Origin of the sequence: Thermosinus carboxydivorans Nor1, from assembly GCF_000169155.1 — a bacterium.
In the GTDB taxonomy this organism is placed as follows: domain Bacteria; phylum Bacillota; class Negativicutes; order Sporomusales; family Thermosinaceae; genus Thermosinus; species Thermosinus carboxydivorans.
Genome location: NZ_AAWL01000004.1, coordinates 1 through 26,631 on the forward strand (window position 1 = coordinate 1; position 26,631 = coordinate 26,631).

Annotated in this window: 26 protein-coding genes, 1 tRNA gene and 4 pseudogenes; all 31 read right to left on the reverse strand. The window is 53.6% G+C overall.

Going from position 1 to position 26,631, the window contains the following annotated elements:
• Positions 1-176: 176 nt before the first annotated feature.
• A tRNA-Ala gene (locus TCARDRAFT_RS04030) sits at positions 177-252 on the reverse strand.
• Positions 253-407: 155 nt separating this feature from the next.
• On the reverse strand, positions 408-1,289 hold the full coding sequence (locus TCARDRAFT_RS04035; RefSeq protein WP_040683061.1) for a CvfB family protein: 882 nt from the start codon (positions 1,287-1,289) through the stop codon (positions 408-410).
• Positions 1,282-1,631 (reverse strand): annotated as a pseudogene (rsfS, locus tag TCARDRAFT_RS15710) (ribosome silencing factor). The gene TCARDRAFT_RS04035 and the pseudogene rsfS overlap by 8 nt, the downstream one beginning before the upstream one ends.
• A 184-nt stretch (positions 1,632-1,815) precedes the next feature.
• Positions 1,816-2,784 carry an LCP family protein gene (locus TCARDRAFT_RS04040; RefSeq protein WP_007288738.1) on the reverse strand — a complete coding sequence of 323 codons (969 nt, stop codon included), beginning with the start codon at positions 2,782-2,784 and terminating at the stop codon, positions 1,816-1,818.
• Between the two features lie 35 nt (positions 2,785-2,819).
• Positions 2,820-3,386: a bis(5'-nucleosyl)-tetraphosphatase (symmetrical) YqeK gene (yqeK, locus tag TCARDRAFT_RS04045; protein ID WP_007288739.1), complete on the reverse strand. Its 567-nt coding sequence runs from the start codon at positions 3,384-3,386 to the stop codon at positions 2,820-2,822.
• Between the two features lie 110 nt (positions 3,387-3,496).
• Positions 3,497-3,748 carry an RNA recognition motif domain-containing protein gene (locus TCARDRAFT_RS04050; protein WP_007288740.1) on the reverse strand — a complete coding sequence of 84 codons (252 nt, stop codon included), beginning with the start codon at positions 3,746-3,748 and terminating at the stop codon, positions 3,497-3,499.
• 95 nt (positions 3,749-3,843) lie between these two features.
• The gene (gene nadD / locus TCARDRAFT_RS04055; RefSeq protein ID WP_007288741.1) at positions 3,844-4,461 is read right to left on the reverse strand and encodes a nicotinate-nucleotide adenylyltransferase; all 618 of its coding nucleotides are present in this window, start codon (positions 4,459-4,461) and stop codon (positions 3,844-3,846) included.
• Positions 4,462-4,542: 81 nt separating this feature from the next.
• Positions 4,543-4,680 carry a hypothetical protein gene (locus tag TCARDRAFT_RS15715; protein WP_198003893.1) on the reverse strand — a complete coding sequence of 46 codons (138 nt, stop codon included), beginning with the start codon at positions 4,678-4,680 and terminating at the stop codon, positions 4,543-4,545.
• A gap of 48 nt (positions 4,681-4,728) precedes the next feature.
• Positions 4,729-5,942 (reverse strand): annotated as a pseudogene (locus tag TCARDRAFT_RS04060) (ABC transporter permease).
• 16 nt (positions 5,943-5,958) lie between these two features.
• Positions 5,959-6,636, reverse strand: a complete 678-nt coding sequence (locus tag TCARDRAFT_RS04065) for an ABC transporter ATP-binding protein (protein ID WP_007288744.1) — start codon at positions 6,634-6,636, stop codon at positions 5,959-5,961.
• 13 nt (positions 6,637-6,649) lie between these two features.
• A complete protein-coding gene (locus tag TCARDRAFT_RS04070; protein WP_007288745.1) occupies positions 6,650-7,726 on the reverse strand; it encodes an efflux RND transporter periplasmic adaptor subunit in 1,077 nt (358 codons plus the stop codon).
• Positions 7,727-7,882: 156 nt separating this feature from the next.
• A complete protein-coding gene (locus tag TCARDRAFT_RS04075; protein WP_007288746.1) occupies positions 7,883-9,136 on the reverse strand; it encodes a glutamate-5-semialdehyde dehydrogenase in 1,254 nt (417 codons plus the stop codon).
• The gene (proB, locus tag TCARDRAFT_RS04080; RefSeq protein WP_007288747.1) at positions 9,136-10,275 is read right to left on the reverse strand and encodes a glutamate 5-kinase; all 1,140 of its coding nucleotides are present in this window, start codon (positions 10,273-10,275) and stop codon (positions 9,136-9,138) included. The genes TCARDRAFT_RS04075 and proB overlap by 1 nt, the downstream gene beginning before the upstream one ends.
• Before the next feature lie 24 nt (positions 10,276-10,299).
• Positions 10,300-10,590, reverse strand: a complete 291-nt coding sequence (yhbY, locus tag TCARDRAFT_RS04085; RefSeq protein ID WP_007288748.1) for a ribosome assembly RNA-binding protein YhbY — start codon at positions 10,588-10,590, stop codon at positions 10,300-10,302.
• A gap of 19 nt (positions 10,591-10,609) precedes the next feature.
• On the reverse strand, positions 10,610-11,881 hold the full coding sequence (obgE, locus tag TCARDRAFT_RS04090) for a GTPase ObgE (RefSeq protein ID WP_007288749.1): 1,272 nt from the start codon (positions 11,879-11,881) through the stop codon (positions 10,610-10,612).
• 82 nt (positions 11,882-11,963) lie between these two features.
• Entirely contained in the window at positions 11,964-12,185 is a 222-nt protein-coding gene (locus TCARDRAFT_RS04095; protein ID WP_007288750.1) for a Spo0B domain-containing protein, read from the reverse strand.
• Positions 12,186-12,301: 116 nt separating this feature from the next.
• Positions 12,302-12,598 (reverse strand): 50S ribosomal protein L27, encoded by a 297-nt coding sequence (rpmA, locus tag TCARDRAFT_RS04100; RefSeq protein ID WP_007288751.1) that lies wholly within the window; start codon positions 12,596-12,598, stop codon positions 12,302-12,304.
• A gap of 5 nt (positions 12,599-12,603) precedes the next feature.
• Positions 12,604-12,924 carry a ribosomal-processing cysteine protease Prp gene (locus TCARDRAFT_RS04105; RefSeq protein WP_007288752.1) on the reverse strand — a complete coding sequence of 107 codons (321 nt, stop codon included), beginning with the start codon at positions 12,922-12,924 and terminating at the stop codon, positions 12,604-12,606.
• A gap of 2 nt (positions 12,925-12,926) precedes the next feature.
• Positions 12,927-13,239: pseudogene (gene rplU / locus TCARDRAFT_RS04110) on the reverse strand (50S ribosomal protein L21).
• Between the two features lie 139 nt (positions 13,240-13,378).
• Entirely contained in the window at positions 13,379-14,800 is a 1,422-nt protein-coding gene (locus tag TCARDRAFT_RS04115) for an Rne/Rng family ribonuclease (RefSeq protein ID WP_007288754.1), read from the reverse strand.
• Positions 14,801-14,825: 25 nt separating this feature from the next.
• Positions 14,826-17,374: pseudogene (locus TCARDRAFT_RS04125) on the reverse strand (TIGR03960 family B12-binding radical SAM protein).
• A gap of 126 nt (positions 17,375-17,500) precedes the next feature.
• Positions 17,501-18,373, reverse strand: a complete 873-nt coding sequence (locus TCARDRAFT_RS04130; RefSeq protein ID WP_007288757.1) for a M50 family metallopeptidase — start codon at positions 18,371-18,373, stop codon at positions 17,501-17,503.
• A 4-nt stretch (positions 18,374-18,377) separates the two neighbouring features.
• Positions 18,378-19,109, reverse strand: a complete 732-nt coding sequence (locus TCARDRAFT_RS04135) for a M23 family metallopeptidase (RefSeq protein ID WP_007288758.1) — start codon at positions 19,107-19,109, stop codon at positions 18,378-18,380.
• Between the two features lie 107 nt (positions 19,110-19,216).
• Positions 19,217-20,323, reverse strand: coding sequence for a rod shape-determining protein RodA (gene rodA, locus TCARDRAFT_RS04140; protein WP_007288759.1), 1,107 nt, complete (start codon positions 20,321-20,323; stop codon positions 19,217-19,219).
• A gap of 104 nt (positions 20,324-20,427) precedes the next feature.
• A complete protein-coding gene (gene minE, locus TCARDRAFT_RS04145; RefSeq protein ID WP_007288760.1) occupies positions 20,428-20,709 on the reverse strand; it encodes a cell division topological specificity factor MinE in 282 nt (93 codons plus the stop codon).
• Positions 20,710-20,726: 17 nt separating this feature from the next.
• Complete coding sequence (gene minD, locus TCARDRAFT_RS04150; protein ID WP_007288761.1) at positions 20,727-21,518, reverse strand: septum site-determining protein MinD; 792 nt, start codon at positions 21,516-21,518, stop codon at positions 20,727-20,729.
• Positions 21,519-21,537: 19 nt separating this feature from the next.
• Positions 21,538-22,149, reverse strand: coding sequence for a septum site-determining protein MinC (locus tag TCARDRAFT_RS04155; protein WP_007288762.1), 612 nt, complete (start codon positions 22,147-22,149; stop codon positions 21,538-21,540).
• A 135-nt stretch (positions 22,150-22,284) separates the two neighbouring features.
• Complete coding sequence (mrdA, locus tag TCARDRAFT_RS04160; protein ID WP_007288763.1) at positions 22,285-24,090, reverse strand: penicillin-binding protein 2; 1,806 nt, start codon at positions 24,088-24,090, stop codon at positions 22,285-22,287.
• A gap of 66 nt (positions 24,091-24,156) precedes the next feature.
• The gene (gene mreD / locus TCARDRAFT_RS04165) at positions 24,157-24,651 is read right to left on the reverse strand and encodes a rod shape-determining protein MreD (RefSeq protein ID WP_007288764.1); all 495 of its coding nucleotides are present in this window, start codon (positions 24,649-24,651) and stop codon (positions 24,157-24,159) included.
• Positions 24,648-25,547, reverse strand: coding sequence for a rod shape-determining protein MreC (mreC, locus tag TCARDRAFT_RS04170; RefSeq protein WP_007288765.1), 900 nt, complete (start codon positions 25,545-25,547; stop codon positions 24,648-24,650). The genes mreD and mreC overlap by 4 nt, the downstream gene beginning before the upstream one ends.
• A 14-nt stretch (positions 25,548-25,561) precedes the next feature.
• Positions 25,562-26,596, reverse strand: a complete 1,035-nt coding sequence (locus TCARDRAFT_RS04175; protein WP_007288766.1) for a rod shape-determining protein — start codon at positions 26,594-26,596, stop codon at positions 25,562-25,564.
• Positions 26,597-26,631 lie beyond the last annotated feature (35 nt).

Below are 26,631 nucleotides of genomic sequence, written 5' to 3' on the forward strand. Positions count from 1 at the left end.
GTTCGTACGACTATATTTTTTTATTGGCTTTGAGCTTAGGCAAAACTAAACGAAAGACAATACTAATACTATGGCTTTTGACTTTTGCTAAATCCGGTATGTTTGCATACCGATTGTTAGTAAATGTAAAAAATCAAGACCTACGTGGTAGGCACCTCGCAGGCCTTGATTTTACTTGGTGGAGATAAGGGGAGTCGAACCCCTGGCCTCTTGAATGCCATTCAAGCGCTCTCCCAACTGAGCTATATCCCCATGTTCTTTATCATTTTGTCGCCGCATGTCCCGCCGACATTGGTTATTATATCGTATTATGCGACATAATGTCAACAGTTTTGTTATAAAAAATTTTACATAAGCTTACCGCGTGAAAGCAGCCGAAAAGGCTGCTTTCACGCTTCTTCAACCTCTTACTCAACCAGGTATGTCCAGCCTTCCTGCTGAACAACAAGTCCTTCTTTCATCAGGCGCCCCAGCGCCCGTTTAAAGGCAGCTTTGCTGATCTGAAATTTTTCTTTGATCACTTCCGGCGCCGTCTCGTCGCTATAAGGCATCTTGCCGCCGCGCGAGCGCAGCACAGCCAGAATGTTTTGCGCATCTACCCCAATAGCCTCTTCCTTTTGCGGCCGCATGGAAACATTAATACGGCCGTCAGGACGAAGATACGTTACTCTGACGACAATCTCCTCGCCCATTCTAAGCGGCCTGGTAATCTCGTCTTTATGGAGAAAAGCGATGTAACGTTCGCCGGTAAATAAAAAGAAACCGTTTTCCCCTTCACTGTAAACAGTACCGGCAACCTGATCCCCAATTTTGATATCCTGCGCCGGCCGTGCCGCCCGGGCGATTTCTTCGTCCACATCCATTGTAACTGCTGGCCGTCCGGACTTGTCTGTATACAACTTGACCCATACCCGGTCGCCGCGCTTTACCCGGCCGCGCATACCGGCAAAAGGCATAAAGACGCCCCGCTCGGCGCCAATGTCGACAAACGCACCGTCCCGAGTCACATTAATCACTTTCACTCTGGCAATCTGCCCGGGGCGCATCTGCGGCAAACGCATACTGGCGGCTAAACGGCCTTTGGGATCGCGATATAAGTAAACTTTAACTTCTTCCCCGACTGCTACCGGCGCCGTTTGCTGCATTTTATGCAGCAGAATGTCATCCGCCGTCCGGCCGGTGCCGGCATCCAAAAAAGCTCCCAGATCTGTCTGCCGTGCTACTTTCAGCGTTACTACCTGCCCAGGTTCTAGTCTGGACGTGATCATAGACTTAGAGCGACTATTCATGGTACACCTTGGCCTTGGCATCGCCCCACAGCCGTTCAAGGTTGTAAACCGCCGGTCCTCTTCCACAAAGATATGAGCCACGCAGGAACCGTAATCTAATAGCACCCACCGTGCCTCGCGGTATCCTTCCTTGTGCAAAGGCTTTACGCCTTGCTCCTCAAGTTTTTCCTCGATATTGTCAGCAATGGCCTGGACTTGCGTGCTGGTGTTGGCACTGCAAATAACAAAATAATCGGTTACGGGCGATATGCCTTGCACATCAAGGATTACAATATCACGAGCTTTTTTATCACTGGCCGCGGCGGCAACCAGTTCCGGCATATGAATGGGTGTATCAGCCATTACTCTACCTCCTGCAAATGAGTAACTCTATTTTAGCTTCTTCGCCTTATAATATTCTATTCTCGTCAAACACCAAGGCTCCTCTCGGAAAACTTTTGCACTAAGCTTTTTAGCAGTGGTGCAAACCTAGCTGCCCCTCAAGGACGGGAGACCAACAACCTGCGGTTTTTAGCCGCAGGTTGTTCTAATGGGTCGGCAACTGGCCAACCTTAGTCGTTTGGGCGGAAAACATTTTTTCCACAATCTGTTTAGTCTGTTCTTTGTCAGCCACCCAAAAACTGAGACCGTCAATAGTAGCAAAATTGCCCGGCAGCACTTCGGTGCGCATACCGCCGGCCTGCAGGCCTTTAAGGCTATTAGCCAGCCTTATCATCGTAAACAGGCTCATGTCGGTCTCAACATATTGATCAATGGTCGACACCAAAGCCGGCAGTTTAAAAATGGTTCCAACCTGCAGCATTTCATTGGCCAACGCCTTCAAAAACCGCTGCTGGCGTTGTACGCGACCAATATCCCCTAACTCATCATGGCGAAAGCGGACATATTGACCTGCCTTTTGGCCATCCAGATGTTGATAACCTTTGTCCAAATGAATTTTTAACCCAGCATAGGGGTCTTCATAATCCATATTACTTTCCACATAAAGGTCGACGCCACCCAGAAATATCATCAGCTTTATGAACCCACGCCAATCAACGACCACATAATAGTTAATTGGAATGGATAACAGCTGCTCCACCGTACGAACGGCAAGCTGTGGCCCACCGTAGGCGAAGGCATGGGTAATCTTATCATAACCCTTATGTCCGGGAATGATGACCCGCGTATCACGGGGAATGGATAGCAGGCTGACCGTGCCGTCATCCGGGTTGACACTGGCTACCATCATCGTATCAGAGCGTCGGGGCGCACCCGGTGTTTCCGGGTCGCCGTCATCAATCCCTAGCAGCAGCACATTTACGCGTTTATTAAGCTTATCAGCAGAAGGCAGGGACGACCCCGGCACCGGCGTCTCCCGCGCGGTCACCGGCGCAGCAAAAAAAGCATTGTAAGCGTAAAGGGCTGCGCCAGCCAGCGAAACGGTTAGAGCAGCAAGCACAAAGAGCAACAAAAAGACGCGGGACCAGCGGATGCGACGTCGCGTTTTGCGCATAGTCATCCTCCTCTCCCAAGACAGATGCACAAATACTATTTCAGCTTTATCAGCAACTGGTTGCGGCCTTCTACCGTAGCCGGGTGGAGCAGGGCACGGCGGCTGACAATATACTGCAGCGTCTGGTCATATGCGGCAAGTACTGCCGCGTCCAAGTCTATTCCCGCCAGCGAACGTAGCTTGTCTACGCCGGGAAAATCGCGATGAGGCTCGATAAAATCGGCGAGGTAGACAATTTTGTCCAGCAAAGTTAAATCTGCGCCGCCGGTAGTATGCAAAGCAATCGCCCGCAGGATTTGGGGATCGCGGATGCCGTATTCCCGTTCGGCCAGCGCCGCCCCGACAGGAGCGTGAAGCAAAACAGGCTCCTGCCGTTCGACATCATTCACCACTATACCAAAGGCCTCTGCCAATTGCAATAGGGTATTGCTGGTCATCTCCCGGGCGCAGTCATGCACTAGACCGGCCAGCCGCGCCTCGCGGACGTCAGCGCCGTATTTTTCCGCCAGCCAGGCGGATGTTTCGCTTACACCTACGGAATGAGCCAGCCGTTTAGGCGTTAGACGTCGTGCTAATTTTGCCTTAATTTGTTGATAATCCATAACTTTCACCCACAACAAAATTCGCCCTTTTCTTCCATTATTCCTCTAAAAATAAAAAGCCCCCGCAAGGAGGCTCTTTCCCCTATATCAAGTTGGCGCTTGCTCAGTACTTACCCCTGCCGCGGTTTGGCTTCGTTGACGACAATCTGGCGACCGCCAAGCTCTGAGCCATTCATTGCCGTTACCATTTTTTCAGCATCTTCATCGGCTACTTCGACAAAGCCGAACCCCCGGGAGCGCCCTGTTTCCTTATCCATAATAATACGGCTGGAGTACACCGTGCCATACGGCCGGAAAGCATCAGCAAGCGCCGCTTCAGTAGTTCCCCAAGGAAGATTGCCGACATACAGTGTTTTGGCCATGCGGAGAATCACCTCTTTCGCGAATTGGGATGATGTTTACATTTTCATTATTTACGATTCTCCGTAATTTATGCCTGCCTTAATTTGGCACACTGCTAGCCACGGTATAAACCTTCTTTAAGAATATACTGCTCCACGCTTTCGGGGACAATGTATTTAATCGACCGCCCAAGTTTTACGCGCTCGCGGATATCGGTAGACGAAATCTCAAGCTCCGGCGTGGCTAGCCGGTGAATACGCTGACGGCCTTTGGCCCCGAACCGGCGAATGACCGCATCAATCATGCTGATGCATCCGGGGCGGGTAGCAGCAACAAAGTGGCACAAACCGAGCAGTTCGTCGATGTCTTTCCAGGTTGGCAAGTCGGCAATGGCATCGGCGCCGGTAATGAAATAGAAGTCCGATTTTTCGCCGTACTGGTCAATAAGGGCCCGTACTGTATCAATGGTATATGATGGGCCTGGGCGCTCAAGCTCGATGGGCGATACAAAAAAGCTGGGATTGGAATAGGTCGCCATAACCGTCATAATATAACGGTGAATCGCCGGCGTTACCTGCGCATGCTGTTTATGCGGCGGATTAGCCGCCGGAATGAAAAGCACTTTGTCCAGGCCGAACTCAATCCGGACTGCTTCCGCCGTCACAAGATGCCCAATGTGAATGGGATCGAAAGTACCGCCCATAATGCCAATCCGTGTCTTACCCTCCGCCATTTGGCCCTCTCCCTGCTATGAATAAGTTCTTTTCCTATTATAGCAGAGTGTTGTCCAACTTGGAAGAAACAAATGGCGGGACTAAAGAAGGATGTCCGCCAGCACGCGCACCATGGCCATGACCGCGCCAATAATGATAGCAGCCCGAATATAGTCCATCAGATCATAACGGGCCTTGTCCGTTTTAAGATAATTCCATAGGGCGTAAAAGTATCCCATAAACGACTCCTTTCACCGGTTATGTTTTTATTGTACCAGAAACGGAATTTATTCATACCTCAGAGCCTCGATGGGATCAAGCAGCGCCGCTTTACGAGCGGGATAGATGCCGAAAAACAAGCCAACAAGTACGGAAAAACCAAACGCCATGAAAATAGCCGCGAATGAGATCACCGTATTCCACTCGGCAAGAACCGAAATAACATACACCCCGCCTATCCCCACGGCAATTCCGATTAGACCGCCGGTCACACCAATAATGACCGCTTCAATCAAGAACTGGAGCAAAATATTGCGGTATGTGGCGCCAAGAGCCTTGCGGATGCCTATTTCCCGCGTCCGCTCCGTTACCGACACCAGCATGATATTCATGATGCCGATGCCGCCAACCAAGAGAGAAATGGCGGCAATATTACCTAATAGCAGCGTGATTGTCCGGGTGGTTTCCTCGGCGGTGGCCATAACGGCCGCCAGGTTGCGCACTGTAAGTCATCGGGAACATTGGGCCCTAATCGGTGGCGCGTTCTCAGCAAGGTGGTGATATCTTCTTGCACCTGGTTGATTACTTCCGGACTTGCTGCTTGCACGCTAATGCTGTGCAGGTACGTAATCCCCAGCATCCTCTCCTGCGCCGTCGTCAAGGGAATAACGATCAAGTCATCTTGATCGGCGCCACTGGCCGATTGACCTTTAGCCTGTAGCACACCGATAACGCGAAACGGGGCTTTGTTTATTCTGATGGTCTGCCCGACAGGGCTGATGTCGCCAAAGAGATTTTCCGCCACGGTCTTGCCCAACACGGCCACACGAGCCCGCGTATCTACATCCTGGTTGGTAAAAAAAGTTCCCGTTTCTACCGTGAAATTGCGAACAGCGAGAAACTCCGGCGTTGTACCCTGCACGTTGGTGATCCAGTTTTTGTTGCCGTACACGATTTGGTACTGGCGACTGACGCTGGGAGCGACCATACTGACCCCGGCGATTTCCCGGGCAATAGCCTGGGCGTCCTTGTTCGTCAGCGTAGTGCTCGAACCAGCCGCTAGCCGGACGCCGGTGGGCGACGTCGCTCCCGGGGTGACAATAAGCAGATTACTGCCAAGCCCGGCAATAGAGTTTTGTACTTTTTCCCGCACGCCCAAGCCAATGGACACCATGGCAATAACGGCGCCAACGCCGATAATAATGCCCAGCATAGTGAGAATAGAGCGCAGCTTATTGGCTTTTAACCCTTCGAGGGCAATAAGGACGCTTTCCCAAAACACGTCGCTTTCCTCCCCCCTATCGCCTTTCATCCCGCACGACTTGTCCGTCGCGAATATGAATGATGCGCCGGGCAAAGGCGGCAATGTCCGGTTCATGCGTAACAAGGATAATGGTCCGTCCTTGCCGGTTCAAGTCAGTAAAGATTTGCATAATCTCGTCCCCTGACTTGGTGTCAAGGTTACCGGTCGGCTCGTCAGCCATCAGTATCGCCGGATTATTGACCAGCGCGCGGGCAATGGCTACCCGCTGCCGCTGACCGCCCGACAATTCGTTGGGACGGTGGTGCAGGCGGTGTTCAAGGCCGACCATGGTTAAAGCTTTCGCCGCGCGCTCTAGCCGTTCATGTTTGGCAACCCCGGCGTAGACAAGCGGCAATGCTACATTCTGCAGGGCCGTCATGCGCGGCAGCAAATTAAAGTTCTGAAACACGAAGCCAATTTTTTGATTGCGAGTGACGGCCAACTCGTCGTCATTTAGGCTGGCGACTTCCTGTCCGTCCAGCCGGTAAGAGCCGCTGGTGGGCCGGTCAAGGCAACCAATAATATTCATCAGCGTCGATTTGCCGGACCCGGACGGACCCATGATAGCGGTAAACTCACCGGCGGCAATGTCCAGCGTTATCCCGGCTAAAGCATGCACTACCTGGTCACCCATGTGATATATTTTGGCAATATCTTTTAGATTAATACTCATGCCGCCACCCCCGCTAACGGCCTAAAAACCGCCTGAGGGCATTGGGCGGTGCGGCCGGTTGTTTAGCCTGCGGTAGCAGGACCAGGTCGCCTTCGGCCAAGCCGCTGGTAATCTCTACTTTATCGTCGCTCGTCAGTCCGATACTAACCGGAATATTTTGGGGCTGACCAGCGCGCAGCACTTGAACATAACGCTGGCCTTTATTTTCTTTAACCGCCATCAGCGGCACTAAGAGCGTGTTCTTGCTTTCACCAACCAGGATGGAAACCCGGGCCGTCATGGTCGGTTTAAGCAACCCGGCGCCTGTTTCCACGTCAATAATGACGGGATAGTAGACCACGTTTTGTTGGATAGACGCCTTTTCCGAAATACTGGATACCACGCCGGAAAAGGTCTGGCCGGGGTAAGCGTCGACTGTGAACGTGGCTTTTTGGCCCACTTTTACTTTGCCAATATCAGACTCGTCAATCTGGGTTTCAATCTGCATTTTCGACATATCGGCGATGGTCATGAGCACCATCGGGTTTGAAATCCCCGGCGCCACGGTCTGACCGGCCGGAATCGGCTTGCCGATAACTTTGCCGTCAATCGGCGCCTTGATAGTAGTATCTTCAAGCTGCGACTGGGCGTCGTCATAGGCGGCTTTCGCCACATCATAATCCATGCGGGCGGCATCCAATTGTTGCTGGGAAATCGCGCCGATAGCCGCCAGCCGCTGCGAGCGCTCCAAGTTCGCGGCAGCATTGGCCAGACGGGCCGCTGCCTGGTTGACAAGCGCCCGGAGATGCGTATCGTCCAAAACGATCAGCACCTGACCGGCTTTCACCTGATCGTTTTCCGCTACCCGTACTTCTTTAATCAGTCCGGTTATTTTGGAGCTGATATCTACACTGTTCACCGGCTTGATTGTTCCAGTCGCCGATACGACTGATGTAATGTCGCCCCGTTCCACCGCCACCGAGCGGCCAACTGTCGCCGGCTTTGGTTCCGTCCACAGCAGTGGCGCGCCGAATTTAACCGCCACCGCAATGATTATTAGCAAAATCCACCATTTCTTGTGTTGCAGCAGTTTGCGCCATAGAGCCTGCATAACATGCTCCCCTCCACTATATCATTGGCCTTGGTCTGTAACCCAGTCTTTTAAATTCATTGTACGGGTTTGTGACTGGCTAGTCAATCAGGAGTGGTCGCGGCGACCGCCAAAAAACACAAAGGACCCCTGCCGTCTGACAGGAGCCCTCCGCGTTTAGCGGATTTGTCCATTGCCATAAACAATATACTTGATACTGGTCAATTCGGGCAGACCCATGGGGCCGCGGGCATGAAGCTTTTGGGTGCTGATGCCGATTTCGGCGCCAAAACCGAACTCAAAGCCGTCGGTAAAGCGCGTTGAAGCATTGACATAGACCGCCGCCGCGTCTACTTCCTGCAGAAAACGCCGGGCGTTATCGTAATCGCGCGTTACAATGGCCTCGGAATGGCGCGTTCCATAGGCAGCGATATGTTCCAGCGCCTCTTCCAGATTGCCTACTACTTTGACCGCTAAAATCAGGTCCAGATATTCGGTCGCCCAGTCCTCATCAGTGGCCGGTTTAACCGCCGGATGGTAGCGCCGCGTTTCCGGGCACCCCCGTAGCTCCACCCCGGCCTGGTGCAGCCGCTCCAGTGCCGACGGCAGAAATTCGGCAGCTATAGCCCGGTGTACCAGCAGCGTTTCCATTGCGTTACACACCGCCGGCCGGGATACCTTGGCATTGAAAGCAATTTCCTGGGCCATTGCCAAATCGGCACTGGCATCGACAAAGGTGTGACATACGCCGATACCAGTCTCAATAACGGGGATAGTGCTGTTTTCCACCACCGTTTGAATAAGACCCGCACTGCCGCGGGGGATGATAACGTCAAGGTAACGGTTTAGTCGCAGCAAGGCGTTGACGGCCTGCCGGTCGGTAGTCTCAATCAGCTGGATAGCTCCTTCCGGAATGCCCGCCGCTTGCGCCGCCCGTGTAATTACCTTGGTGATCGCGATATTGGAGTTGATGGCTTCCGACCCGCCGCGCAGGATGACTGCGTTGCCCGCCTTTAGGCACAGACCGGCGGCATCGACCGTGACATTGGGCCTAGCCTCGTAAATAATACCGATGACGCCGAGCGGCACCCGCACTTTGCCAATTTCGAGGCCATTCGGTCGTCGCCACATGCCAAGCACTTCCCCCACCGGATCAGGCAGGGCGGCGATTTGCCGCAGGCCATCAGCCATGGCCTTGATGCGACTGCCATTTAAAAGCAGCCGGTCAAGCAAGGAAGAGCTAAGGCCCTTGGCCCGTCCATTCTCCATGTCACGGGCGTTGGCCGCCAGCAGCGTTTCCTGGTGTTCTTCCAAGGCATCGGCCATATTTAACAATGCCTGGTTTTTTATATTTGTCGGCAGAGTCGCCAACTTGCGCGCCGCCTGCTTGGCTCTACTACCTTTCTCCTCCAGTTCTGCCCGGTAGTCCATCACGTTTTTCCCCCTCCCACTAATAATACCATATTGTCCCGGTGAATAACCTCATCATAAAGCTTATAGCCCAGGATACCGGCGATCTCGTTGGTATGAGCGCCCATAATTTTGCGAGTATCCTCGGCGCTGTAGTTGGTTATCCCCCGGGCAATTTCCCGACCGGTGAGGGACAGCACCCGAATGGTGTTACCCTGCTCAAAATCGCCTTCTACCGCCCTAATGCCGGCAGCAAGCACGCTGGAACCTTTTAGCAGCGCCTGTTCACAGCCTTCATCTACCGTTATTGCGCCATGAATACGGGCGCCGAAAGCGAGCCACCGTTTGCGGATTTGCAGACGGCTTTCTTTCGGCACAAACAAGGTGCCTACCTCGGCGCCGCTCAGTACTTCCCGTACCACGCCGTCGCGGCTGCCGGAGGCAATGACCATCATCACGCCGGAACTCATGGCGATTTTCGCGGCCTGGATCTTTGTATACATGCCGCCAGTGCCCCGCATGGTACCCGGACCGCCGGCCAAAGCCTCCACGTCCGGAGTAATTTCGCGGATTTCGGCAATCAGCGCGGCATCGGGATTAGTTTGCGGGTTGGCGGTATACACACCTTCCACGTCAGAAAGGATAATAAGCGCGTCGGCATCAACAATACTGGCCACCATCGCCGACAAAGTGTCATTATCGCCGATTTTTAGCTCATCAATAGCAACGGCGTCGTTCTCATTAATGATGGGGATGACGCCCATATTAAGCAGGGTCAGCAAGGTGTTGCGGGAGTTGGCGTAGCGCTTGCGGTTAACCGAATCTTCCCGCGTCAGGAGTACCTGCGCTACCGTCTGGCCATACTCACCGAACAGTTTTTCATAAGTATGCATAAGAATACCTTGCCCCACCGCCGCCGCCGCTTGTTTTTCCGGGATGGTTTTCGGCTTTTCCTTGAGGCCCAGCCGGTCCATGCCGGCGCCAACCGCCCCTGACGTCACTAAAATTATTTGTTTTCCCTGGTTAGCCAAATCGGACAGTTCTCTTACCAGCCGTTCAATGCGGAGTAAGTTCAGCTTACCGGTGCTATGGGTAAGCGTACTGGTGCCTACTTTAACGACAATGCGCCGGGCCGCGGCAAGACTGTTTCGCGTTAGCATACCCTCTCCCCCATTTTTACCTGATTACGGCAGTTCGATTTTACTTTTCTCGGGGTTACGTTTATATAACAGGCCATTGCGGCCAATAACCTGGACGACCTCGGCGCCAACGGCTGTAGCCAGTGCGGCAATGGCCTCGACCGGTTCTTGCGGACAGTTGCGCAACACTCGCACCTTCACTAGTTCCCGGGCCAGCAGGGCCTGTTCGGTGCTGGCGGCCACAGAGCCGACGACCCCGGCCTTGCCGATTTGGACGACCGGGTCGATAACACTCCCTTTAGCCCGTAAAAAGCGTTTTTGTTTACCTGTTAACATCGTATTTTATAAAATCCTCCTATGGCCTGAATTCAAATTCTACACCGTGAATGCGTACCGTATCCCCTTCTTGGATCCCCCGCTCGCGCAGCGCATCGTCAATGCCCAGCTTCCGCCAGATTTGCTGAAAGCGGCGCACCGCTTCGTCATTGTCAAAGTTAGTCATGGCGACTAGCCGCTCGATGTTTTTGCCTTCGACCACAAAGGCGCCGTCGTCAGCGCGCCGGATCGTAAACGGCTCTTCCGGCTGGGCAGTGTAAACTTTTACCTCCTCGGCCGCTTCCGGCTCTTCCCGGTACTCGGCCAAAAGCTGGGCGGCCCGCTGCATCAAGAGCGGAAGACCGTCGCCGGTGGCCGCCGAAATGGGGTAAATCTCCCGTCCTTCCCGAGCCATGTACTCGGCAACCCGTTTGTAATTAGCCTGCGCCTCCGGCAAGTCCATTTTGTTGGCGGCAATAATTTGCGGCCGCCGGGCCAGTTTCTCGTTATACAATCGGAGTTCCTCGTTAATCTTGTGATAATCGTCAATAGGGTCGCGCCCCTCCAGGCCTGATACGTCAAGGACATGAATCAGCACTTTGGTCCGTTCGATATGGCGCAGAAAATCATGCCCAAGACCTACGCCGGCGTGAGCACCCTCAATTAATCCCGGAATGTCGGCCAGCACAAAGCTACGCCCGTCGCCGACACTCACCACCCCCAGCACCGGCGTCAGGGTCGTGAAGTGATAAGCGGCAATTTCCGGTTTTGCCGCCGATACCCGGGCCAGAATACTGGATTTGCCGACGCTGGGATAACCAACTAGCCCCACGTCAGCCAACACTTTCAGTTCCAAAATAAGCCAACGGCTTTCACCTGGCTCGCCTTTTTCCGCAAACGTGGGGGCACGGTTAACACTGGAAACAAAGCGGGCGTTGCCGCGGCCGCCGCGGCCGCCTTTGGCCACCAGTACCTGCTGCCCGTTCGCGGTTAAATCGGCAATCACTTCGCCGGTCGCCTCATCGCGCACAATGGTCCCGGGCGGCACTTTGATGAACAGGTCTTCGGCGTCTCGGCCATGCTTATTGCTGGAACCGCCGGCGCCGCCGTTTTCACCTTGAAACTTACGTTTATACCGAAAATCAAGCAGTGTATTCAGGCTGTCGTCGACAATGAGGTAAACGTCGGCGCCGCGGCCGCCGTCACCCCCGTTCGGCCCGCCTTTGGGCACGTACTTTTCCCGCCGGAAGCTGGACATACCGTTGCCGCCGTCGCCAGCCTTGACAAAAATCCTTGCACGATCGATAAACATTCAAAATCCCCTTTGCCTTTTCGTTTGGCCAGTGGCCATATCTGGCAAGTAATAGTAATATGCACTTTTTGCCCAAAAATAATCACGTTCCGGTCTTACGCTGGCAATTGGCCAGCTCTTTATGGTTGGCCAATTGTTCAGTGACGAGTGCCTGGTCATGCGACAAGTCTTCGATATACTTGAGCGCCTTTTCCACTCGCCCCAGTTGCAGCATGGCATGAATGACCTGCAGGTGATTAATAAAGTCATGACGCTGCATTTTCAGTAGACGGATAAGTTCGGAACATACCTCGCCGGTAGCCATTGCTATCAGTCCTTCCGGATTATTGGCACTTTGCTTGACTCTTTCGCGCTAAAACACAAAATTCCTACCGGCACAGCAAAAAATAATACCTGCGGTCAACCGCAGGTATTGTCTCATTACATGGCTTGTTCGCTTTCCAAGGGATATACGCTAACCTGCCGGTTGTAGCGCCCTTTGCGTTCAAAAGCGACCCGTCCGGCAATTTTGGCGTATAGGGTGTCGTCTTTGCCGATACCGACGTTAACGCCCGGATGGAAATGCGTGCCGCGTTGGCGCACCAAAATGCTGCCAGCGGTGACAACCTCACCGGCATGGCGCTTTACGCCAAGACGTTTAGATTCACTATCGCGGCCGTTGCGCGAGCTGCCAACACCTTTTTTATGGGCAAAACGCTGAAGATTAAACCTAAACACGTGTTTCACCTCCCGTGTTCAACAATCCGAACAATACGCGGATATAAGCGAGCAATTTCCTTAATACCTAACAGCATAGTTTCCAAAATGGCGTCTGTCCGCTCATCAGGCGGCGCCGCCAATTTCACGGACAAAAGACCTGAGCCGGCCTGTAAGGTCAGCTTACGGCCAAGATGGCGCTCGAGACCGAGCACCGCCGAATCCGTCAGCGCCGATACGCCGGCGCACACAATATCCGCACCGTGCGGCGCCGTATTGGCATGGCCGGTAACGCAAAAACTTTCAATCGCCCCGGCGCGGTTACGAACTATCTCCACCCTAATCATGGTTAGGCGTGAATCTTCTCAATCACAACTTTGGTAAAGGGCTGACGATGGCCTTGCCGTCTGCGGTAGTTGGACTTAGCTTTATATTTGAAAACTAAAATCTTCTTGCCTTTGCCATGTTCCAGCACTTTGGCAGTTACTTTCGCGCCAGCCACCATCGGTTTGCCGATAAGCACTTCGCCGTCTTTCACAACGGTGAGAACACCGGTCGAAGTCGATTGTTTCCCCTTCACCGGCATCAATTTTTTCAATCGTCAGTACATCGCCTTCGGCTACACGGTATTGTTTGCCGCCAGTCTCAATAATTGCGTACATTGCTACACCTCCCTTGCTATAGACTCGCCGGATACGGTACCTTGCGGATTTTCCCCACCTCTCCGAGCGGTTGAAAGCAGGCCAGTGCCTACATCAATTAATTCTACCAGCCTGGATAAGCTTTGTCAATGAAGCCCGGTTATTCTTTATCATACAAAATAGAGTAACATTCGGGGTGCATGGCCGGTGCCGACTCCAGCGTAAGTTTTCGCGCCAATTCCCGCTCCAGGCGCGCCAATTCGCCCTGGCGGGATAATATTTCCACAACCTGCGGGTGGGCCTGAATAACCAGACGCGATGCCAGTTTGCGCTGCGCCGCCGCCCAGCGCAGGTGCCGCCGGATATTAATGGCCACCGTCTCGGGCGACTGAATTCGTCCCCGTCCTGCACAACAGGGACATTCGCTATACATAAGACTATTCAGGTCCTGTCGTCCCTTCTTACGGGTAATTTCCACAAGTCCCAGGCTGGTGAGGCCCAAAATTTTGGAACGCGTGCGGTCGCGCCGCATTTTTTCCGCCAAAAAAGCAAGTACGGCCTGTTTATGTTCTGCCTTGGCCATGTCGATAAAGTCGACAATTATGATGCCCCCAATATCGCGCAGCCGGAGCTGGCGGGCAATTTCCGCCGCCGCCTCCATGTTAACCCGGAAGACCGTATCACTAAGGCTGGTATCGCCGACGAACCGGCCGGTATTAACATCAATGACGGTAAGCGCTTCGGTCTGGTCAATAACGAGAAAACCGCCGCAGGCCAGTTCCACCTCCCGTTTGAGCAAGCGATTGAGGTCAGCGGCTATACCGTAGTGGACAAAAATATCTTCCGGGTATTGATAAAATTTTACTTTCGCCAGCGCCGCCGGCGCCAGATGTTGCAAGAGGTCGCACACCCGCCCATAAGCATCGCGGTTATCAATGACCACCTCGGTCACATCATCATCGAGATAATCGCGCACAATGCGAATCGCTAAGTCTACGTCACGGTAAAGCAGGGCCGGGGCCGGCGACCGTTTGGCTCGGGCAGCAAGGGCTGCCCAGAGGTTATGTAAATATTCCACATCACGCGCCAGTTCCGTTTCGCTGCAACCGGCGGCAGCGGTGCGGACAATCATACCTACACCGTCGGGTTTGACCTTATCGGCTAATTGACGGAGCCGCTTGCGCTCAGCATCGTCTTCGATCCGGCGGGAAACGCCGGTACCGTCGGAATAAGGCGCAAGCACCGCATAGCGGCCGGGCAGCATTAATCCCGTTGTCGTCCGCGGTCCCTTACTGCCGCTGGCGTCTTTGACAATTTGGATCAGTATGTCCTGACCGACCGTAAGCCGGCCTGCGTTTGCATCAGCATGCCCTACATACAAATAAGCGTTTTTGTCGCCGCCAATATCGATGAATGCCGCCTGCATACCAGGCAGGACGTTTTTTACTTTTCCTTTATAAATATTGCCTACCAAGTGGCCGGTTGCGCTCCGCTCGAGAACATACTCCACCAGCTCACCGTCCTCGACCAGCGCCATCCGACTTTCTTCCGGCATAATGCTGGCGATAATGGTTTTGCCCACAGCCCTCTCCCCCTTTAGCCTCCCCTTACACGTCAAGGGGCGTCAGCCGCACCGCCCCGTCACTAATGTACAGGCCAGTGCGGTCAATTACGGCCGCCATAGGCTCTATCGGCAGGCCAAATTGTCGAACAAGACATTCGAGCACTTCGCCGGGCTTGACACTGCCGGTCTTAGTAATCTTTATCGCCATTTCCAGCCAGAGCGCGCCGTTTGCCATTACGGCCCGCACCGGCCCGGCTAGATACTGCTTAACGTCCACTTCGCGCCGGCCTTTTGGGCTTTCTTTTACATAAGGAGCCACCGGCGCGTCGTGAAACCGGGCCAGGCTGGCCTTTACCGCCTCTGCCGCCGCCGGCGGCAAGGGAGCGCGAATTTCGTAAACGGCTAAATTGACCGTCGCCATCAGGGCTGGCGTTTTCGGATTGATATAGCGGGCCCGGTTTATGCGAATTCCGGCCGGAAGCTGCGGCGTCACCCGGGCGAGAAAATCGTCCAGGGGTATTTCTTCGGTCAGTTCAATATCCACATATTCGGCACAGCTGGCTACCCCCACCGCCAATGCAGAAGCATATGCTACCTTCATATGCGGGTTAAAGCCCTCTGAGTAAGCCACGGGCACATTGGCTCGCCTAAGCACCCGTTCCACGGTGCGCGAGTAGTCAAGATGCGAAATATAACGTATTTCATCGCCTTTGGTAATCTCCAGCCGCACTTTGGCCATCACCGCTTGTCCCCCCAGTCAATGATATCCACGCCTAATCCCGGACAAACGCCGCAGGCGCTGCATAAATCGCGGCGGCAGTCGGCCGTGAAAGTGCCGGCCAGCGCCCGCTCGTATTCACGGCGCAGAAAAGCCTTGTTAACGCCGGCATCAAGATGATCCCACGGCAGCCGCTCAGCGAAGGAGCGCTCCCGCGTAGCATAGAAATGCGGATCCAGTCCGGCCGCCGCAAAGGCCGCCAGCCAAACTTCGTATTTAAAGTGTTCCGACCAACCATCAAATTTAGCGCCGCGCCGCCAAGCCTCCATAAGAACTTTGCCCAGCCGGCGGTCACCGCGCGAAAAGACGCCTTCCAGGAAGCTGATGCGGGCATCGTGCCAATTGAAGGAAATGTCGCGATCGCGCAAAAGCGAGCGGAGATAGTTTTGTTTCTCCTGGAGAGTGTCAACCGTGTTCTGGCCGTACCACTGAAAGGCCGTATGCGGCTTCGGCACAAACGACGACACGCTAACAGTTACTTTGGCCCCGCGACGACCCTTTAATTCTTTATAAAGATCGAGAACGCGGTATGCTAAGTCGGCAATGCCTTTCACATCATCTTCCCGTTCGGTGGGCAGCCCAATCATAAAATACAGTTTAACGGCCGACCAGCCGGCGCGGAAGGCGGCGCCCACCGCTTCTTCCAGATCTTTTTCGGTTACGCCTTTATTGATGACATCGCGCATGCGTTGGGTTCCCGCCTCGGGCGCGAATGTCAATCCACTTTTGCGCACCTGCTGCACTTTTTGCGCCAGCTCGATGGAAAAACTGTCGATGCGCAGCGAGGGAAGCGAAACGCTAACCCCGCGATCGCGGAAACGATTAATCAGTTCGGTTACCAACCGGTCTAGCCCCGAGTAATCGGCCGAACTGAGCGAGGTGAGGGAAATTTCGCTGTAACCCGTATTATTTATCAAATCCTCAGCCAGACGGAGCAGTGTTTCCACTTTGCGCTCGCGCACCGGCCGATACAGCACGCCAGCCTGGCAGAAGCGACAACCCCGCGTACAGCCGCGGAAAAGTTCCAACATAATGCGGTCATGGACAATATCTGTATATGGTACTATCGGGTTAGTGGGATAGTCGATTTTTTCCAGATCCTTAACAATCCGCTTGGTAATGGTCGCTTTAGCTTCCGCACGGCGCGGAACGACGGCCGCCACCGTGCCGTCGGCTTGGTAAGTCACATCATAGAAGGAAGGAACATAGACACCATCGATTGCCGCCATGCGGGCTAACAAACCGGTGCGACCACCTGGCCGGCCGGCCTTTTTCCAGGCGGCAATGCCGGCAACAACTTCTTCTACCGCTTCTTCTGACTCACCCAACACAAAAAAGTCGATAAAATCGGCCAGCGGCTCGGCATTAAACGCGCAGGGACCGCCAGCAATGACAAACGGGTCATTATCGCCCCGCTCGGCCGCCAGCAGGGGAATGCCTGCCAGGTCGAGCATGTTGAGAATGTTGGTATAGCTCATTTCATACTGGAGGGTGAAGCCCAGGACATCAAATTCCCGCACCGGACGAAAACTCTCCAGCGCATATAACGGAATGCCATGGCGGCGCATTTCCTCCTCCATATCCACCCAGGGGGCAAACGTGCGCTCCGCGGCCGTATCCGGTCGCCGGTTTAGGATATGGTACAAGATTTTGAGTCCAAGATGGGACATCCCTACTTCGTAAACGTCAGGAAAAGCCAACGCAAAAGTGACATCGACCTTGCCATGGTCTTTGTGCACACTGTTCCACTCATGACCGGTATAACGGGCAGGTTTCGCCACTCTGCTAAGAATGGCCGGATCGAGAACAATCATCGGTTACCTCCAAAGCAAGAAAAGTATCATCTTTTGGCCATAGTATTGCCCATGAGTCGGCATTACTTCCCGAATGCAACCTTAGCTTCTCCGCTTTATGCAAAAATCCTGCCAAAGACGGCAGGATTAAGGTAAAAAATCACCGATTTTAGCGTATAGTCCATGCTCGGGCAATGCTTCCCACACCTCTGTCTCGGTAAGGGCGCCGCGCAGGCGAAAATTATCATCGACAATTAGCACAATATGATATTGCTCCGGGCCAAACTGGCGGACCACGTCACGGGCGGCCGCACCCGCCACCGCCGTGAAGTGAACGGTGGGCATCACCCTCCGCGCCGTCAGTTCGGCCTTTTTACCGGCCAGCACCCGCATTATGCGGAAACTGACAACAGAAGCTTCAGCCTTGGCGGCGGCGTATAAAAACACGGCGGCGATAAGAAAGGTGAGATTAATACTCTGGTGGACAAGGTAGTCAAAGGCCACGGCCGCCAGTAGTCCCAGGCTGATAAGGTTACCCAGCCTGACGACTACCGCCGTCGCCTGACCGTAATCCCGCCCTCTGCTGAGCAGCGCCCGGAAAATGCGGCCGCCGTCGAGCGGCAGTGCCGGCAAGAGATTAAAGGCGGCTAAAGTTAAGTTAACATGGAGGCAGAAGGTAAGTTCCTCCGACCACGCTGGCCATGCCGTGCGCCCCATAGCTAACAGGCCGGCCATAATAAGACTGGACAGCGGTCCGGCCGCGGCAATCCAAAGTTCGCTCGCCGCAGCTTCCCCCAGCCGATCGATGCGGGCCACCCCCCCAAATGGCAGCAGTTCGATCTCCCGCACGCGATAGCCCAGCTGATGCGCCACCAGGGCATGGGCCGTCTCGTGCCACAAAACCGAGCCAAACACCACCAGCGCTTTTCCTAGCATGCCGGCAGCAGCAAATAAAGCCATCAGCAGTAAGAACCAATTATTAAGGATTAACTGTACGCCTGCCACTTTGCCGGCCCGCAAACTGTCACTTCCCTTCTTTGTCCGGGAATGTTCCTTTAAGCCGTGTCAGCGGATCTATCGGTTTGCCCTTTTCCCGAACCTCAAAGTACAAAAGCGGCCCGGCCGTAATGCCGGTCTTGCCCACCCGAGCAATTACCTGGCCCTGGCTAACCGGTTCATTGGGTTTTACCAGCACTTCGCCTAAATGACCGTAAATCGTTTCCACTTCCTGGCTATGTTCAATAATGACCACCCGGCCGTGTTGGGCGCTGTCCGTAACCATTTTTACCTTGCCTGGCGCTGCCGCCTTAACGCTGGCGCCCAGCGGCGCTTCGATATCAATGCCTTCATGCAGCATTTGCTGTTTGAGCACCGGATGGGTTCGCCAGCCAAAAGGGGAAACAATTTTACCGTCCACCGGCTTACTCATATACATGAGCGGGTCGGCCGGACGGGAAACAGTCGTCTGGACCCGTTTGAGCACCGTCGTGTCAAACGTGCGCGGCGCGTAGTTTGCCAACCAGTCGGCAAGATAGGCAAAATCGGTTTCCGTAGCAAGAATATAGCGAATGCCGTCATCTACCACTCTGCCGACTACCGTCTCGGAAACGTGGGCAATGTAGACAGCGGAAAAAATAAGCGCTGCCACCGCCGCCTGCTTCAGCCAGCCGTAATCCACTTCGTCATCACGGTGGTATTGCCAATGATAGTCCCTGCTGTCCCAGCGACTTTTCCATCTATGCCACAGCTTTGCCATCGCCATCCCCTCCACATATGCGCGAAAATAAGTTCTTATGCAATATATATGACAAAGCCGTTCAAATATAACAAAAGAGTGCACAAGCCTAATTGTGCACTCTTCGTTCAAAAGAGGATTTTCTGTCGCCGCATATAGATATTCAGCAAGATGCCAATACTCATAAGGTTGGTGGTAAGCGAACTTACTCCATAGCTCATCAGCGGCAGCGGAATGCCGGTCACCGGCATGATGCCCGCCGTCATACCGACATTGACAAGGACGTGGAAAGTCAACATCGACGTAATACCGACCGCCAGCAGCGTACCGAAGTTATCCTTGGCGGCGGCGGCAATCTTCACGCCGCGGTACAGTAAAACAAAGTACAACAAAAGAATGGCAACGGCGCCGACAAAACCCAGTTCTTCGCCGATCACGGCAAAAATAAAGTCGGTATGGTTTTCAGGCAAAAAGTTAAGCTGGCTCTGCGTACCGGCAAAGAGACCTTTGCCAAAAAGCATGCCGGAGCCGATGGCAATCTTGGACTGGATAATGTGATAACCCGACCCAAGCGGGTCAACATTGGGATCCAAAAAAACAAGCAACCGCTTTTTCTGATAATCTTTGAGAAAGTGCCAAAAAATCGGCATAAAGGCGATACCGGCGCCAAAAATAGCCAGCAAGTGCTTAATACTGATACCGGCAATAAAAATCATCCCGAACAGAATGGCCAGAAAGACGAGAGACGTGCCGAGGTCAGGCTGCTTGAGCACCAGAAGAAAAGGGACACCCACATAGATAAAAACGGGAATGATGTCTTTAAAAGTGTTAAGCTTATTCATGCGCTTGTCCAGCATATGCGCCAGGGAAATAATCATAATCAGTTTCGAAAATTCGGAAGGTTGCAGGGTAATCGGCCCGATTTGTATCCAGCGCTGGGCGCCCAGGGCGGAAGTGCCGACAAACATGACCGCCAGCAGCATAACAAGGTTGACGACGTACAGGATATTGGCATACTTGCTTAGCGCCTTATAGTCGAAATGGAGCATGATAAAAATCAGCACGAAGTTAATAAGGGCGAACAAACCCTGGCGCTGTACATACCAGTAACGGTCTTCGCTCGGCGTGTTGATATGGGTGGCGCTGCCAATGATGACCAGGCTAATCATGACCAGCAGCACGGTCACGGTGATAACCGTGTAATCGAGATTTTTCAGTAAACGACGGTTTAACATCCTTAATTTTTTCCTTATAAACAGATTTCTGTTATATTATAATCCCAAACGCCGCCGTCATCCAGGCGCACGTAAAGTGGCAAAAGCAGGGACTACCCCTGCTTTTAAGGCTCGGGCATCAAAGCGCTGCGTTTCATACGGTTAACCGGAATATTGGCCACCAATGCCACCGAGCTGTTGGTATGGGTAAGCTGAACTTCCATTTCCCGCTCATTAATCTCCATGTAATTGGAAATGACCTTAATCATGTCCTCTTTCAGAACTTCCATAAACTGAGGCGAAACGTTGACCCGATCGTGAACAAGCACCAACCGCAACCGTTCTTTAGCGATGTCCTTTGACCCGCCCGTCTCTTTGCCGAACACTTTCTGCAACAACTCAAACACGCCGCTCCCTCCTTACCTTACAGGCCTAAAATTTTTTTCAATTTGCCGAAAAACCCTTCCTCGGCTTCCAATGTCATGAGCGGCACATTCTCGCCCATTAGCCGCCGAACGATATTTTTGTAAGCCGTGCTGGCCAGGGAAGCCGGGTTGGCCACCGCGGGTTCACCGCGGTTCGTGGAAATAACGATATACTCATCTTCGGGAATAATCCCCAGAAGGTCGATGGCCAGAATTTCGATAATGTCGTCAATATCCATCATGTCGCCCTTTTTCACCATATGGGGCCGGATCCGGTTGATGATGAGCTTGGGGTTGTGTTTGCCTTCAGCTTCCAAAAGACCGATGATGCGGTCGGCATCCCGTACCGCCGAAACCTCGGGCGTAGTCACAATAATCGCCCGGTCAGCACCGGCAATCGCATTCTTAAAGCCTTGTTCAATGCCGGCAGGACAGTCAATGATTACATAGTCAAAATCCTGCGCCAAATCCTGACACAACTGCTTCATTTGGTCGGGACTCACCGCCGTTTTATCCCGGGTCTGGGCGGCCGGCAACAAATACAGCGTTTCATAACGCTTGTCCCGGATTAAGGCTTGCTTTAGCCGGCAGTTGCCCTCGGTAACATCGACCAAATCGTAAACGATACGATTTTCCAGGCCCATTACCACATCCAGGTTGCGCAGTCCGATATCAGCGTCAACAAGTACGACCCGCTTACCCTGGAGGGCAAAGCCTGTGCCCAGGTTAGCGGTAGTCGTCGTCTTGCCAACGCCGCCTTTGCCTGATGTTATAACAATGACTTCTCCCATCTAAATCCTCCTCATACTATTAGGCTGGCTCAATAATTACCGCTTCGCCGACAATGCGTGCCCGCTCCGGACACTGCGGCTCTTCCAGATGGTCAGGCGCACGGGCTATTAAATCGGCAATTCTAAGTTGCGTGGCCATAAGCCGGTCGGCGGTAATGGTCGCCTCCCGGTTGCCGTAGGCGCCCGCATGGGCAACGCCCCGGCAGGCGCCGAGGATGGTTATGTCGCCGCCGGCAATGACGACAGCGCCCGGATTTACATCACCGACCACGATAATGGCGCCATCATATTCCACTTTCTGCCCGCCACGTAGTGTCTTGCCGATCACCAGTACCGACGGCTTGTCCTTGCCTGCGGCTAGCGGCCCCTCTTCCCGCTTGGCCGGCATTGGCGCTTCCGGTTCAGCCATGATCAAACCATACCGAGCCAACAGGTCGCGGAGCTGCTGTCGCTGCTCCGGCATAAACGTAGCTGCCGCCGGAACGGCAATGCTGGCGCCGGCGGTAAAAAATGCGGAAGCCTGCTCCAGCTTTGCGGCTAACTGCTGTAAGACGACGGCAAAATCTTCTGTTTCATCAAAGAGCAGTCTAAGACCACCCTTGGTTCCTTTAAATACTACAGTTTCCGCCATATTCTCTCCCAAATTTTACCATGTGTACCGAATATCTGCAATTTAATTCGCGACCCAAACGGAATATTCCTGCCGAAAACGGAAAAAGGGGCGCTCAAGGCCCCCTTTTAATCACTCTCATTTGCCGCCCCATGCTTATAAGGCGGTATGCGGCTTATATACGCGCTGCTGTGCGTTCGGCGGCTGATTTAAGTTAAAGGCCGCCTCAAAGATTTTCTTCGCAATGGGTACGGCGGAGGAAGCACCGAAGCCGCCCTGTTCGACAATTACAGCGACGGCTATCCGCGGGTCTTCATAAGGCGCGTAGGCCACAAACCAGCCATGGTCGTCGCCATGGGGGTTTTCCGCCGTACCTGTCTTGCCAGCAATGGTGATCGGGAAATCGCGGAAAACTTCCCAGGCCGTACCGCCTTCCTTGGCCACCTCGGCCAGCGACTCGCGGATCAGATTGAGCGTCTGTGGCGAAAGCTCGACCTTGCCCATGATTTCAGGCTGAAAAGTTTTGATAACACTACCGTCCGGCCCGGTAATTTTGCTTACCAGATAAGGCCGGTAGCGATAACCGCCATTCGCCACTTCACTAATAAGCACCGCTAACTGCAGCGGTGTCGCCAATTGAAAGCCCTGACCAATGGCCGCGTCAAAAGTTTCAGATAAGTACCAGTCTTCGCCGTATACTTTTTCTTTATAACGACGGTTGGCCACCAGCCCGTCCATTTCACCAGGCAAATTTATCCCGGTGGGAGCACCAAGGCCAAACATCCGGGCATATTTCTCCAGGTTGTCGATACCAAGTCGGTAACCCATCTCGTAGAAGTATACGTTATCTGACTTGGATAACGCTTCCTTAAAGTTAATCCAGCCAAGCGCCTCGCCCATCGCATTGCCTTTAGGAATGATCCAGTGTTTGCCGGTATCAAGAATTTTTTCCTCCGGCGTAACTTTCCCCAGTTCCAAGGCGGCCGCCCCGGTCACGATTTTAAAAGTTGAACCAGGTGGATATTCCCCGGAAATAGCCTTATTTGTCATCGGGTCAAAAGGATTTTCGTTAATCGCCTTCCAGTCTTTAGCCGAGATACCGCCGTTAAACAGATTAGGATTGAAGGCCGGTCGGCTGACCATGGCAATAATCTCACCTGTCTGCGGGTTCATAACCACGGCGGCCGCCGCTTTTGCGTTAACATATTTTGTTTTAGTCTGCAGATATTTAAGTTGTTCGTCAATAGCAGCTTCGGCCGCCTTTTGCACCCGGTAATCGAGAGTCAAAATAAGGTTGTTACCCGGCGTCGGCTCTTTTTTGCCCAAAATCTGCACCGGCCGACCGGTTACGTCAACCTCTACCTGACCGCCGCCGTCCGTGCCGCGCAACTGGCGGTCATATACTCGCTCGAGCCCGGCTTTACCGATAATATCGCCAACTTTATAGCCTTCCGCTTTCTTTTTTTCCAGCTCTACATCATTGATCTCGCCGACATAGCCAAAAACATGTACGCCAAGCTCATTATAAACATAGTTGCGGACAGGCTGGATCTCGATTACCACCCCGGGAAGCTCGCTGCGCCGCTCCTCGATTTTCGTCACGATTTCCGGGCCAATATCGGTCTTGATGCGGATGGGTTCAAAGGTGCCGGTGTGCTGTTTAATTTTGGTCTCAATTTCTTCCCGCTTCATCCCCAAAATCCCGGCTAACTTGTCCACTACTTCCGGCGGTACAGGCCCGGTAATCGGCAAGAGCGACACGGTAAAACCGGGGCGGTTGGATACCAGCGTCATCCCGTTACGGTCATAGAAAATGCCGCGGGGGGCCATAATAGGAATAAGCCGGATACGGTTGCCGTCTGCCAGTTGCTCGTAATATTTACCTTGTACCACCTGCAAAAATGCCAGACGACTGACGAGCGCGACGAACACCAAGATAATGACTATCGCCAGCACGTCCAAAGCGGTGGTTAATCCGTTTGACCAGCACCCAACACCCCTCCTTTCTAACCAAAAACCCCCGCTTAATCAGGCGCGGGGAGAACTACCAATCCGGCTGACGCGAACCACCAGCAGATGGACAGGAATGGCCAAAACTACATTATACGCAAGTTGCGGTAAAAAGTTATAAATAAAAACCGCCGCAATATCAACCTTATACCCCAAACCGGCAAGCAGCACCACAATGATCGCGCCATGAAACAGGGTAGCGGCGACGGTAGCCAGCACCGGCAGCAGGATGTTTTCTTTAAATACCTTGCGTTCCGCCAGGCCGGCGACATAACCGGTCGCCATTTTGGCCAGCGTATTAAGCCCGAAGATATTGCCTGACGCCAAGTCCTGTATGAGGCCGGCAAAAAAACCGACACCCACCCCCTGTTCTTTGCCAAAGAGTAGGCCGGTGGAAACGGCAATAATCAGTAGTAAATCAGGCCGCACTCCCTTATAGCCGATAAGCGGGATCACGGCAGCCTGAAAAATTATCGTGATCAGAATAAGCCCCGACCATACCAGCGTCCTCATCCTGCCGCTCCTTTCGGCACTTCAGGCGCGCTTTTTCCGGCAGGCGACGGCGCCGGCTGAGTCGGCGCGAGTTCGCGAGAGCGGACAATCACCATGACCTCTTCTAGTCTATCAAAATCGACAGCTGGCTTCAAGACAGCATATTTTAGCAGCCCGCCTTCTTCGTTGACGATGTCAGTAACCTCGCCAATCAAAAGCCCCTTGGGGTAAATACCGCCAAAACCGGAGGTAATAATTTTATCACCTTTAATAATATCGGCGTCGCGGGCCAGGTTAACCATGCGGGGCGACAGCGGATTGGCGCCGGTGCCTTCGACAATAGCCGCCACCCGCGATTCAGGTCGCTGCACCATGGCGCCGACAGCGCTGCGCGGGTCTAAAATAAGCTGTACCTTGGCCGTCGTTTGGTATACCTGGACAACATTGCCTACCAATCCTCGCGGCGTGACAACCGGCATGTCCTTAGTCAGGCCATCTGCTGCCCCCCGGTTAATAACAATTACATTTGTCCACGTACCCGGATCGCGCGCGATCACTGCCGCCGTTACAAAGTCAAACTGCGGCGCTCCCTTTTTATAGTCGAGCATGGCCCGCAGTCGTGCGTTTTCGGCAAGAACTTCCGTCACATTCAGGTTGGTTTGTCTGAGTTGCTCGATCTCGGCCCTAAGCTGCTGGTTTTCGCGATATACGGTCACCAACTGCCAAGAAGAGGATGTTACCCTGCGAACAGTATAGCCAATTTTGGCCACGAGTGATTCTACCGGCGCCAGCACCGTCGTCACCACTTGCTCCAAAACGGTGAACTGGTACTTGCCGCGGGCAGCGAAGAAGGCCAGCGAAAAGACGGTCAATATCGCTACTGTTAACAAGACCGCTTTTTTTTGAAAAAAACGCACCCCGGGCCTCCCCCTTATCCGAGCTTTTTCGGCGACATCAGCACGCGTTTTAGCAGGTCAATACTCTCCAACGCTTTGCCGGTACCCAAAGCGACGCATGACAGGGCGTCTTCCGCAATATGCACCGGCATGCCGGTTTCTTTGTTAAGTAGCTTATCCAGGCCGCGCAGCAGCGAACCGCCCCCGGTCATGACAATCCCCCGATCCATAATGTCAGCGGCCAATTCAGGCGGTGTCTTTTCCAGCGTAACTTTTACCGCCTCGATAATCCCGAAAACAGGCTCACTGAGCGCGCGCTGAATTTCCGTTGCCCGGATCGGCAATGTTTTCGGCAGGCCGGTAACCAGGTCACGACCACGGATTTCCATGGTCTCATCCTCCGCCGGCACAATGGCCGAGCCAATGGAGATCTTAATTTCCTCGGCTGTCCGCTCGCCAATCATGAGGTTATAGGTCCGTTTAATGTACTGAATAATGGCCTCGTCCAATTCATCGCCGCCAATCCGAATCGAGCGGCTGGTGACGATACCTCCCAGGGAAATAACCGCTACTTCGGTCGTGCCGCCGCCGATGTCTACAACCATGTTACCTGTCGGTTCGTGTACCGGCAGTCCGGCGCCTATGGCCGCCGCCATCGGCTCTTCAATCAAGTACGCTTCCCGGGCGCCGGCCTGGATGGTGGCATCAATGACAGCCCGTTTTTCGACCTCCGTCACCCCTGACGGAACGCCGACAACAACGCGGGGGCGAATGAAAGAACGTGTATCCATAGCCTTGCGAATAAAATACTTGAGCATGGCCTGCGTAACGTCAAAATCAGCAATGACACCGTCTTTCAGCGGCCGGATCGCAACAATATTGCCAGGTGTCCGGCCGATCATTTGTTTGGCCTCTTCGCCCACGGCCAGTACTTCGCCGGTATCGCGCTGAATCGCCACTACCGACGGTTCGCGCAGCACAATGCCTTTGCCTTTTACATGAACAAGCGTATTAGCCGTGCCAAGGTCGATCCCCATATCGCGCGCCAGCGAATTGAATAAACTAACCATATATGATTAAGACTCCTTTCATCAGCACATAAAAC

Bases quoted from the DNA above. Each gene is read 5' to 3' on its own strand.
- rodA (WP_007288759.1), bottom strand. From the start codon at position 20,323: ATGTTAAACCGTCGTTTACTGAAAAATCTCGATTACACGGTTATCACC.
- TCARDRAFT_RS04135 (WP_007288758.1), bottom strand. From the start codon at position 19,109: ATGGCAAAGCTGTGGCATAGATGGAAAAGTCGCTGGGACAGCAGGGAC.
- TCARDRAFT_RS04035 (WP_040683061.1), bottom strand. From the start codon at position 1,289: ATGAATAGTCGCTCTAAGTCTATGATCACGTCCAGACTAGAACCTGGG.
- proB (WP_007288747.1), bottom strand. From the start codon at position 10,275: ATGCTAACGCGAAACAGTCTTGCCGCGGCCCGGCGCATTGTCGTTAAA.
- TCARDRAFT_RS04105 (WP_007288752.1), bottom strand. From the start codon at position 12,924: ATGATTAGGGTGGAGATAGTTCGTAACCGCGCCGGGGCGATTGAAAGT.
- TCARDRAFT_RS15715 (WP_198003893.1), bottom strand. From the start codon at position 4,680: ATGGGATACTTTTACGCCCTATGGAATTATCTTAAAACGGACAAGGCC.
- nadD (WP_007288741.1), bottom strand. From the start codon at position 4,461: ATGGCGGAGGGTAAGACACGGATTGGCATTATGGGCGGTACTTTCGAT.
- TCARDRAFT_RS04155 (WP_007288762.1), bottom strand. From the start codon at position 22,149: ATGGCGGAAACTGTAGTATTTAAAGGAACCAAGGGTGGTCTTAGACTG.
- obgE (WP_007288749.1), bottom strand. From the start codon at position 11,881: ATGTTTATCGATCGTGCAAGGATTTTTGTCAAGGCTGGCGACGGCGGC.
- mreD (WP_007288764.1), bottom strand. From the start codon at position 24,651: ATGAGGACGCTGGTATGGTCGGGGCTTATTCTGATCACGATAATTTTT.
- TCARDRAFT_RS04050 (WP_007288740.1), bottom strand. From the start codon at position 3,748: ATGGCCAAAACACTGTATGTCGGCAATCTTCCTTGGGGAACTACTGAA.
- yhbY (WP_007288748.1), bottom strand. From the start codon at position 10,590: ATGTTAACAGGTAAACAAAAACGCTTTTTACGGGCTAAAGGGAGTGTT.
- TCARDRAFT_RS04065 (WP_007288744.1), bottom strand. From the start codon at position 6,636: ATGAGTATTAATCTAAAAGATATTGCCAAAATATATCACATGGGTGAC.
- minD (WP_007288761.1), bottom strand. From the start codon at position 21,518: ATGGGAGAAGTCATTGTTATAACATCAGGCAAAGGCGGCGTTGGCAAG.
- TCARDRAFT_RS04075 (WP_007288746.1), bottom strand. From the start codon at position 9,136: ATGGACTACCGGGCAGAACTGGAGGAGAAAGGTAGTAGAGCCAAGCAG.
- TCARDRAFT_RS04095 (WP_007288750.1), bottom strand. From the start codon at position 12,185: ATGGCTACCGGCGAGGTATGTTCCGAACTTATCCGTCTACTGAAAATG.
- TCARDRAFT_RS04070 (WP_007288745.1), bottom strand. From the start codon at position 7,726: ATGCAGGCTCTATGGCGCAAACTGCTGCAACACAAGAAATGGTGGATT.
- TCARDRAFT_RS04040 (WP_007288738.1), bottom strand. From the start codon at position 2,784: ATGCGCAAAACGCGACGTCGCATCCGCTGGTCCCGCGTCTTTTTGTTG.
- TCARDRAFT_RS04175 (WP_007288766.1), bottom strand. From the start codon at position 26,596: ATGGTTAGTTTATTCAATTCGCTGGCGCGCGATATGGGGATCGACCTT.
- yqeK (WP_007288739.1), bottom strand. From the start codon at position 3,386: ATGGATTATCAACAAATTAAGGCAAAATTAGCACGACGTCTAACGCCT.